The 10,015-nt window shown below is 65.1% G+C and carries 8 protein-coding genes; 5 read left to right on the plus strand and 3 right to left on the minus strand.

Features of this window, described 5'->3' with window-relative positions:
• The coding region (locus AC3WJM_RS22625; protein ID WP_492273017.1) for a DUF6807 family protein at window positions 1-1,872 on the plus strand (1,872 nt) is incomplete at its 5' end.
• 59 nt (window positions 1,873-1,931) lie between these two features.
• Here AC3WJM_RS22625 and AC3WJM_RS22630 read toward each other — a convergent pair.
• Genes AC3WJM_RS22630 through AC3WJM_RS22640 form a run of 3 tightly spaced genes read right to left on the minus strand, consistent with a single transcriptional unit; the run spans window position 1,932 to window position 5,136 of the window.
• The gene (locus AC3WJM_RS22630) at window positions 1,932-2,789 is read right to left on the minus strand and encodes a sugar phosphate isomerase/epimerase family protein (RefSeq protein WP_492273018.1); all 858 of its coding nucleotides are present in this window, start codon (window positions 2,787-2,789) and stop codon (window positions 1,932-1,934) included.
• Window positions 2,786-4,000, minus strand: coding sequence for a dihydrodipicolinate synthase family protein (locus AC3WJM_RS22635; RefSeq protein ID WP_492260490.1), 1,215 nt, complete (start codon window positions 3,998-4,000; stop codon window positions 2,786-2,788). Before AC3WJM_RS22635 ends, AC3WJM_RS22630 begins: the two co-directional genes overlap by 4 nt.
• Window positions 4,000-5,136, minus strand: coding sequence for a Gfo/Idh/MocA family protein (locus AC3WJM_RS22640; RefSeq protein WP_307052830.1), 1,137 nt, complete (start codon window positions 5,134-5,136; stop codon window positions 4,000-4,002). The genes AC3WJM_RS22635 and AC3WJM_RS22640 overlap by 1 nt, the downstream gene beginning before the upstream one ends.
• 214 nt (window positions 5,137-5,350) lie before the next feature.
• Between AC3WJM_RS22640 and AC3WJM_RS22645 the strand changes: the two genes are divergently transcribed.
• From AC3WJM_RS22645 to AC3WJM_RS22660, 4 genes are all read left to right on the plus strand, one after another.
• Window positions 5,351-6,409, plus strand: coding sequence for a LacI family DNA-binding transcriptional regulator (locus AC3WJM_RS22645; protein WP_284988691.1), 1,059 nt, complete (start codon window positions 5,351-5,353; stop codon window positions 6,407-6,409).
• Window positions 6,410-6,672: 263 nt separating this feature from the next.
• Window positions 6,673-8,067 carry an MFS transporter gene (locus tag AC3WJM_RS22650; RefSeq protein WP_492273019.1) on the plus strand — a complete coding sequence of 465 codons (1,395 nt, stop codon included), beginning with the start codon at window positions 6,673-6,675 and terminating at the stop codon, window positions 8,065-8,067.
• Between the two features lie 65 nt (window positions 8,068-8,132).
• On the plus strand, window positions 8,133-8,465 hold the full coding sequence (locus tag AC3WJM_RS22655; RefSeq protein WP_332602446.1) for an L-rhamnose mutarotase: 333 nt from the start codon (window positions 8,133-8,135) through the stop codon (window positions 8,463-8,465).
• A gap of 430 nt (window positions 8,466-8,895) precedes the next feature.
• Window positions 8,896-9,984, plus strand: a complete 1,089-nt coding sequence (locus tag AC3WJM_RS22660; RefSeq protein ID WP_492273020.1) for a hypothetical protein — start codon at window positions 8,896-8,898, stop codon at window positions 9,982-9,984.
• Window positions 9,985-10,015: the final 31 nt, after the last annotated feature.

Genomic DNA, 10,015 nt, shown 5'->3' on the forward strand with positions numbered 1-10,015 from the left:
CTCCCGCCCAGAACCGCGGTATTCAGCAACTTGGACGAGCTCTTGGCGGGAACCCCCGCGTTGGACCTCGTCATTGTGGCCACCCCCATCCAGACGCACGCGCAACTCGCCCTCACGACGCTCCCCCACGCCGATCTGTACCTCGAGAAGCCTCCAGTCGCTTCCCTCGCCGACTTCAATCGCCTGCAGGAAGCCGCCACCGCAGCCGGCAGAATCGTCCAGGTCGGCTTCCAAAGCCTCGGATCCCGGGCCCTCCAGGCCATTGATGAACTCCTTGCGGCGGGAGAGATCGGCACGCTCCTGGGCATCTCGGCCACCGGGCGTTGGGTGCGTGACCGCGCCTATTACAAACGCTCACGATGGGCGGGTAAGCGCAGCCTTGACGGCGTCGACGTCGTCGATGGGGTGGCGACCAACCCCCTGGCCCACGCCATCGCCACAGCGCTGAGGATCGCCGGGGCGAAAACCGTGGACGATCTTGCGTCCGTGGATACGGACCTGTACCGCGCCAACGACATCGAAGCCGACGACACCTCCGTCATCCGGATCCGCACCGCAGCGGGCGTGCCCATCACGTGCGCGCTCACCCTGTGCGCCGCCGAGTCCGTGGAACCGTACATCACCCTGCAGGGCAGCGAAGGCACTGCAGTGTTCCATTACACCGAAGACCGCCTCACTGTCAGCTCTGCCGCCGGGAAGCGCGAAACCGTATACGGCCGGGTGGACCTCACCGAAGACCTGCTGGAGCATCGTCGCTCGGCGCCGGGCTCCGCAACCGCGCCGCTGATCAGTCCGCTCGCGGACAGCGGGGCCTTCATGCAGGTCCTCGAAGCCATCCGCACCGCGGAATCTCCGGCGCTGATCCCGGAGCAGTACGTCACCTGGGAGGGCGAAGGTGACGCCGCCCGTGCCGTAGTCGACGGAATCGAAGACGCCCTGGAACGCGCGACGGCGGCGCACGCCACCTTCAGCGAACTCGGCTTGCCTTGGGCGCGTCCAGCCGTTGACGCCGGAAGGCCGGTTTTGAGCCTGCCCGACGGCGGCGAGCTTGGCGGCGCCGCCCTGTTGGCGACCGTTCAGAGCGGTACAGGCCTTGCCACGCGGCTCTCCCCGCGGCCCTATCTGCACCCGGTCCGCACACTGGCCGGAGTCCCCGTAACTGATCACCTGCCGGCAGACCACCCCTGGCACCTTGGCGCGGGATTCACCTTGCAGGATGTGAACGGGACCAATTTCTGGGGCGGCAAAACGTACATCCGCGCGTCGGGCCGTTACGAAGAACGGCAAGACCATGGGCGCATCATCGAGCGCTCCACAGTGTCCGGGCCCGGCTTGCTGGAGCAGGAATTGAGTTGGCAGGCACCGGACGGCGCCGAACTTCTCCGCGAACGCCGCACCACCGGCTCCCGGCAGCTCGACCGCCGCACCTGGCAACTGGAGCTAAGAACAGAACTGACCGCCGTCGTCGACTCCTCGCTGGGCAGCCCCGGCTCAAACGGCGCCCCCGGAAGCGGCTACGGCGGCTTTTTCTGGCGCTTGCCTGCGTGCACCGAAGCTGAGGTCTTCACTGCCGAAGGTCGCGGCGAACCCGAAGTCCACGGCTCGGCGTCACCGTGGCTGGCTTGGGCAGCCGACTTCCCTGGAGGCCCCGCCACCGTGGTGTTCGCTGCCCCGGCTGAGGCGCCGGATCCTTGGTTCGTCCGGATGGCGGATTACCCCGCAGTGGGTTCGGCCCTCGCGTGGGACCGGCCAGTGGTGCTTGCCGCAGGCGACTCCTTGGTCCGCACGTTCACGGTGTGGCTCGTCGACGGCAGGCTGTCTCCGGCCGAGGTTGCCGAGCTGATGGCCAACAGGGTCTCCGCCGGAGGCTAGGCACGCAGGAGGGCGGGACACGCAACGTGCCCCGCCTTTCCCAGACCCGCGCCGCGCCGTTAGGCGTACGGAAGCACGAGTTCCGCGTAGCGCTGCTTCATCGTTTCCAGGACTGAATCGCCGTCTGCGTCCCAGATGTCCTGGTTGAAGATCTCCACTTCGATGTCGCCTGTGTATCCGGCGTCTCGCACCCAGGCGCCGATCGTCGCGAAGTCGATCACGCCGTCGCCCATCATGCCGCGGGACAGCAGGGCGTCGGCGGCGATGGGGAGGTTGAAATCGCACACCTGGTAGGAGGCGATCCGGTTTTCCCGGCCGGCCCGCTGGATCTGCTGCTTCAGTTCCGGGTCCCACCACACGTGGAAGGTGTCGACGGCGACGCCCACCGCCTTCGCGTCGTAAGGCGAGGCGAGGTCGAGCGCTTGGCCCAGCGTCGAGATGAGGGCCCGGTCCGCTGCGTACATCGGGTGCAGGGGTTCGAGCACCAGCCGGACCCCGTGTTCGACGGCGAAGGGCACCAGGTCCTCGAGGCGGTCGGCCACGCGCTGGCGGGCCGCGACGACGTCCTTCTCTCCCGGGGCGAGTCCGCCGACCACCAGGAACAGCTCCTGCGTATCCAGGGCCACGGCTTCGAGGATGGCTGCCCGGTTGTCCGCCACAGCGGCGGCCTGCCCTTCGGCGTCGGCGGCTGTGAGGAAGCCTCCCCGGCAGAGGGAGGAAACGCGAAGTCCGGCGTCCTTGATCAGCTTGGCCGCTTTGTCCAGGCCGGTGTCGGCGACGATGTCCCGCCACGGGCCGATCGCCGGGATCCCGGCACGGACGCAACCGTCCACCGCCTCGGCGAGGGTCCATTTCTTGGTGGTGGCGCTGTTCAGTGACAATCTGGAAAAGTCGGACGGCCGCGAAAAGCCGTTCATGCGCTCACCCCGTTGATGCGGAGGTAATCGGACATGCGGAAGGCGGCCAACGCGGGATCGCTCAGGAGCCCGGCCTGGTCGGCGAGTTCGAAGGTGCGTGCCAGGTGGACCACGGAGCGCCCGGAATGCAGCCCGCCGACCATTTGGAATCCGGGCTGTTTGCCGTTGAGCCAGGACATGAAGGCGATCCCGGTCTTGTAGTAGAACGTGGGGGCGCTGAAGATGTGCTTGCCCAGTTCGCGGGTGGAGTCCAGGATGGCGCGCGCGTCCGCGGCGTCGCCGGCGTCGTACTTCTGCAAGGCGACCGAGGCGGCAGGGTAGATCGCGGCGAAGATGCCCAACAGCGCGTCCGAGTGGTGGGCGCCGTCGCCGTCGATCAGTTCCGGGTAGTTGAAATCGTCGCCGGTGTAGAGGCGGACGCCCTCCGGAAGGGCTGCACGCAGGGCAACTTCATGCGAAGCGTCCAGCAGCGAGACCTTCACTCCGTCCACCTTGTCCGCGTGGTCCCGGATCAGGCCAAGGAAGGTTTCCGTTGATTCGGCGACGTCGTCCGATCCCCAGTAGCCGGCCAGTGCGGGGTCGAACATGGTCCCGAGCCAGTGCAGGATGACGGGCTGGTCCACCTCACTGAGGAGCGTGGAGTAGACCTGCAGATAGTCCTCAGGGCTTGCTGCCACCTTGGCCAGCGCCCGCGACGCCATGATGATGACCTTCGGTCCCGCTTCACTCACGACGGCGATCTGCTCGCGGTAGGCGTCCAGCACGGTCTTGATTCCGGCGGGCCCCTCGGGGACAGAGTCCAGGTCCAGCTGGTCAGTTCCGGCACCGCAAGAGACGAGGTCCCTGACGGTCTTCCCGGCGGTAGCGGTGTTGCCGGATGCCACCACGGATGCCGCTTCGACGCCGGTTCGCTTGATGAGCTGCTGCGTGGCGGCCCAGTCCAGGCCCATGCCTCGCTGGGCGGTGTCCATGGCGTCGGCAACACCCAGGCCGTAGGACCACAGCTCGTGCCGGTACGCCATGGTGGCGTCCCAGTCCAAGCGCGCGGGGGCACCCGGGGTGTTGTCGGCCGTTGCTTCGGGGATCACGTGCGCCGCGGCGTAGGCACGCCGTGAGGTCAAGGGCGACGTCGGCCTGGCCCACGACGTTGCCGGCCGCACCTTGTAGAGGCGGGTCCCGCCGTCGTGGTTTGGAAGGAGGAGGGAAGTCATCAGAGCACGATCTCCGGGATGTCGATGGTGCGGCGCTCGGCCGAGGACTGCAGGCCGAGTTCTGCGAGCTGCACGCCGCGGGCGGCGGAAAGCAGGCCGAAGCGGTGCTCCCGGCCGGCGACGACGTCGCGCAGGAATTCTTCCCATTGCAGCTTGAAGCCGTTGTCCAGATCGGCGTTCGCGGGAACTTCCTGCCACTGGCTGCGGAAGGACTCCGTAACGGGCAGGTCCGGGTTCCAGACGGGCTTGGGGGTGTGGGCGCGCTGCTGCGCGACGCACTTGTTCAGGCCCGCGACGGCGGACCCGTGCGTGCCGTCGATCTGGAACTCCACGAGTTCGTCGCGGTAGACGCGGACCGCCCAGGAGGAGTTGATCTGTCCGACGACGTCGTCCCCGCCAGGGGTCTCTAGCTCGAAGATGCCGTAGGAGGCGTCGTCGGCCGTGGCCTTGTATTCCTTGCCCTGTTCGTCCCAGCGGGTCGGGATGTGCGTGGCCGTCTTGGCATTGACGCTCTTGACCTTGCCGATGATGCCTTCAAGGACGTAGTTCCAGTGGCAGAACATGTCCGTTGTCATGCCGCCGCCGTCTTCCTTGCGGTAGTTCCAGGACGGGCGCTGCGCCGCCTGGACGTCGCCTTCGAAGACCCAGTAGCCGAATTCGCCGCGGATCGAGAGGATCCGGCCGAAGAAGCCTTCGTCCACCAGGCGGCGCAGCTTGACCAGCCCCGGCAGGTACAGCTTGTCGTGCACCACGCCGGCCGTGACCCCGGATTCCTTGCCGATGCGGGCCAGCTCGATGGCCTCCTCCAGCGTCTCCGCCGTCGGCTTCTCGGTGAAAATGTGCTTTCCGGCGCGCATGGCCTTCTTCAGCGTCGCCGCGCGGAGGCTCGTCATCGACGCATCGAAAACGACGTCGACCGTGGGGTCGTTGATAACTGCGTCGAGGTCGGTGGACCACTCGGACACCTTGTGGAGTTCGGCGAGTTCGCGGATCTTCGCTTCGTTGCGGCCAACCAGGATCGGTTCGACCTGGACGCGGGTGCCGTCTGCCAAGGTGAAGCCCCCGGCGTCGCGGATGGGAAGGATGGAACGCAGCAGGTGCTGGCGGTAGCCCATCCGGCCAGTGATGCCGTTCATGGCGATCCTTATGGACTTTGTTGCTGTAACAGAATTGGTGCCCATGAGTCCTTCTTCAGATGGAAAGCAATAAGGTGGGAAAGCGCATTCCCAATGCATTCATGATGACACGCCGCCCCGGGTCTGGCAATCGCTTTCCCACTGCTAGTTGGGCCTGCAATAATCGGATGTTGCTGAAAGTGCCCGAGACTGAGGCTTTGAAGAGGAGTTGTCCGTGACTGCAAGCACGCTGTCCGAAGTGGCCAAACTGGCCGGCGTCTCCCCCGCCACGGCCTCCCGGGTGCTCAATGGTTCCGCCAGGACGCCCGCACCGGACATCGCCGAGCGCGTCCGCCAGGCGGCAGACACCCTGGGCTACATCGCGAACGCCCAGGCCCAGGCCCTGGCGAAATCCAGCACAGGCCTCATCGGCCTGATCGTGCACGACATCGCGGACCCCTATTTTTCCGCCATAGCGCAAGGCGTACAGGCCGCGGCACGGCAAGAGCGCCGCATGGTGCTGCTCGCCACCACCAACGGCACGCCCGCCGAGGAGAAGGACGCCGTCGCCGCCTTCGCTGCACGGCGGGCGGAGTCGATCGTCATCGCAGGATCGCGTTCAACCCGTTCCGAAGACGCCCGCGCGAACACCGAGCTAGCCGCCGAACTGGACCGCTACTGCCGCAACGGCGGGCGAGTGGGCGTCGTCGGGCAAGCGATCCTGGGCGTCGCCGAAACGGACAACTACCGCACCATCGCCGTTCCGAACGAACAACTTGCGCAGGATCTGGCGCGGGAGTTGGCGCGCACACACAAAGGGCCGTTCGTCATCGTGGCAGGTCCAGAAGGGCTCACAACTTCGGATGAGCGCGTTATGGGATTCCAACGCGGCTTGTCCGACGCCGGCCAACCCGCCGCGGATGTTGTGCACGTCGCGTTCAACCGGAACGGCGGTTTCGACGCCGGCATTGAGCTTGCCTGGCGGATCAAGGCCTCCGGCCAGTCGGCGCCGGAGCAGCGTTTGTGCATTTTCGCGAGCAACGATGTCATGGCCATCGGCGTGGCCGCCGCGTTGAGGGACCAGGGGCTCAGGATCCCCCACGACGCCAGCCTCGCAGGATTCGACGACATCCAATGGCTCCGGGACTTCCGGCCGGCGCTCTCCACCGTAAGCCTGCCACTCGAAGAAATCGGACGGCTTGCAACCATTGCGGCCCTTTCCGACGACGACGGCGGCGGTCCAGCCGCCGTCGCGGGCAGCGTCACCCTCCGCAAGAGCACGGGTTCGCCGTAGTTCCCCTGGCTCGCGGCCGCTCCATCGATGACGTGATCGCGCCGGGCCGAGCGTCTCTCGCCAGTGTGACCGACGCAACAACTTAACCTTGACAGCACGGCCGCGCGGGTGTCTCATGGAAAGCGCTTACCAGATGGGAAAGCGCATACCAAGCGGAAGTTCAGTCCGATTCTTGCAATGGCGCCGCACTCCTGCTGGAAACCACACCCAAAGACGGGAAGGCCCTTCCATTGGCCCCAACCTCTTGTCCAAAGGAGGACAATATGAAGATCGACGCGAGCAGGCAGCGAAGTTCAATCGAACCGCGACAGTCCAGCACCACGAGGAAAGCGGCAGCCAGCGGCTGGATCGGCAGCGCCCTTGAGTACTACGACTGGTTCATCTATGCACAGGCCGCCGCTCTGGTGTTTCCCGGCGTCTTCTTTCCTGCCGGAAACCCGACCGTGGCGCTGATCGCTTCCCTTGGCACATACGCCGTGGGCTACGTTGCCCGCCCCATCGGCGCATTCGTCCTGGGACAGTGGGGCGACAAGCATGGCCGTAAGAATGTCCTGGTCCTGGCGATGCTCATGATGGGCGCTTCGACCTTCGCCGTCGCACTGCTGCCTACCTACGGCCAGGTCGGCCTCCTGGCGCCCGTCCTGCTGGTCGCCGTCAGGCTCATCCAGGGCTTTGCGGTGGCCGGCGAACTCAGCGGGGCCAGCGCCATGATCGTGGAGCACGCACCTTTCGGACGCCGGGGCTTCTATGCAAGCTTCGCGCTCCAGGGCACCCAGGCCGGGCAAATTATCGCCGCCGCAGTCTTCCTCCCGCTCTCGGCCATGCTCTCCAGTGAATCGTTCAAATCCTGGGGCTGGCGCATTCCATTCCTCCTCAGCGCCCTCGTGGTGTTCGCAGGCTACATGATCCGCCGCCGGGTCGAAGAAACCCCCATCTTCACCGAAGAAAAGGCACACCAAGAGATCCCGAAGATGCCGATCGTCCGCGTGCTGCGCGAAAGCGGTCTCAACGTGGTTCGCGCAGTCTGCATGACCCTGGTCAACGTCGTCGGTGTCACCGTGGCAGTCTTCGGTGCCGCGTACGCCACCCAGCCGGGCTACGGCGTCGGTATGAGCACCACCGTCTACCTCTGGATCCCGGTCCTGGCGAACGTCGTCGCCCTGGCCCTTATCCCCTTGTTCGGAGATCTGTCGGACCGGTTCGGCCGCAGGCCGTTGATGATCTTCGGCTCATTGAGCTCCGGCGTGCTGGCCTACGCCTATCTGTACGCGGTCAGCCAGAACAACGTAGTGCTCACGATCATCCTCTCGATCCTCATGTGGGGCACGCTCTACCAAGTCTGGAATGCAACGTTCGCCAGCTACTTCCAGGAACTCTTCCCCGCGCGCACCCGAGTCACGGGATTCGCCATCTCGCAGAACATCGGCCTTGTCATCACCGCGTTCCTTCCGAGTATCTTCGCGGCAATCGCCCCGCCAGGGTCCGCGAACGTACCGCTCATCATCGGGTCCATCTGCTTCGGAATCTGCATCATCGGCGCCGTGGCCGCTTGGTCGGCCCGGGAAACGTACCGTATCCCGCTCAATCAGCTGGGCACGCCGGACGCGACCCCGGTTCCCCGCGAGGAATACCGCCAGTTCCGGGCCGGCACCCGGTAAGCTGCGCTATTTTGCGGCTCTTCGCCGCCTACGAATGAAACGATTCACAGAAGGTAGGAACCTCGATGCGCGTCTGCTTCCGCTCCTCGGTCAAACCCAGCCATATTCCGGAGTACCGGCGGCGCCACGCGGCCGTCTGGCCGGAGATGCTGCGTGAACTCAAGGCAGCCGGATGGAACAACTATTCGCTGTTCCTGGCTGACGACGGGCTGCTGGTGGGGTACGTGGAATGCGACGATTTCGATGCGGCCCGGGCCCGCATGGCCCTGACTGACGTGAATGCCCGCTGGCAGGCGGAAATGGCGCTCCTGTTCGAAAACGACGCACAGGCACCCGACCAAGGATTCGTCCAGCTCACGGAAATCTTCAATCTCGAGGACCAGCTGTTCCGGGGTTGAGGCCTTGGGTTCCGAAAACCGGGGCTTGTTTCCCATCGCCGCGCTTCAAGCTCCGGTCTGGGAAACAAGCCCCGGAAGTGCTCTGCCCCTTGGAATTCCGGACAGCGGCCCAGTGTGGTACTTTCCGCAAGAACGAATTGGGGCTTGCCTAAGACTTCCGGGCATGTTTATTGGGGGCGTTGTGGTTTCTTTGAGTGCACGGATAAAGCGTGAAACTGCCAGTGTGGCAGCGACCGTGGGGATCCTACTGCTTTTGTCTGGCTTGGCGGCGCCCGCAGCAGAGGCGGATACAGCCTCTGCTCCGGCACCGACACCCTTAGCGCTCATGGGTACCACCTCGAAACCCACCGCCGAGGGCGCATTTATCCCGTTGGCTCCGGCGCGGTTCCTGGATACCCGAAACAGTGCTCCCGTGGGCCCTGATGGAACGGTGTCCTTCCAAGTTGGCGGGGTGAACGGGATTCCGGCCAATGCGGCGGCGGTTACTTTCAATCTCACAGTTACCGATCCCACGTCCTTCGGGTTTATTACCGCATATGCTTCCGGGACCAACCGACCTGACGCATCCAACGTGAACTTCGCCGGCGGCCAGACCGTTCCGAACTCCGTCACGGTCCCGGTAGGGGCCGACGGAAAGGTCACCCTGTTCAACCGCTCGTCGGGAACCACCCAATTGATCGCTGATGTCTCGGGCTACTACCTCCCTGGAGCGCCGACTGTGCCGGGCGCCTTCGTGCCTGTCGCACCCGTCAGGCTCTTGGAAACCCGGACCAGCGCTCCCGCGAGTCCGGACGGGACAGTGTCCTTCCAGGTCGGTGGGTTGGGTAGGATTCCGGCGACGGTCTCGGCAGTCACGTTCAATCTCACTGTTGTGAACCCGACGTCGTACGGGTTCATCACCGCCTACGCTTCCGGCACACCTCGCCCGAACTCCTCCAACGTCAACTTCGCAAAAGACCAGACAGTTCCGAACTCGGTCACCGTCCCCGTCGGCTCCGACGGAAAGGTCACCCTTTTCAACCGCTCGTCCGGCAGCACCCAACTGCTCGCCGACGTATCCGGCTACTACGTTGCCGGGACGCCGACTGTAGCAGGTGCATTTGTTCCCGTAGCGCCCACACGCTTCCTGGATACCCGCAACAGGGGTCCTGTGGGGGCTGACGGGGTGGTGTCTTTCCAGGCAGGTGGGGCGAATGGAGTTCCAGCCAACGTTGCGGCAGTTACTTTCAACCTCACTGTCACGGGCCCGACGTCGGTCGGGTTCATTACGGCGTACGCCTCAGGGACGGATCGGCCGGGTTCATCGAACGTGAACTTTTCGCCTGGGCAGACTGTTCCGAATTCCGTCACGGTCCCGGTCGGGGCCGACGGCAAGGTTACGCTCTACAACCGCGCGTGGGGCACCACCCAGCTAATTGCGGACGTCTCCGGCTACTACCTTCCCGGGGCATCTACGAGCTCCGTGGGCATCTGGGGGAGTGTCCGTTTAACGGTGGATTCGGGGTTGGCATTTAGTTGATTCTTCCTTCGAAGGTGATGGCGAAGGCGTT

The sequence above is a fragment of the Arthrobacter sp. FW306-1B-G06A genome, from assembly GCF_058781765.1.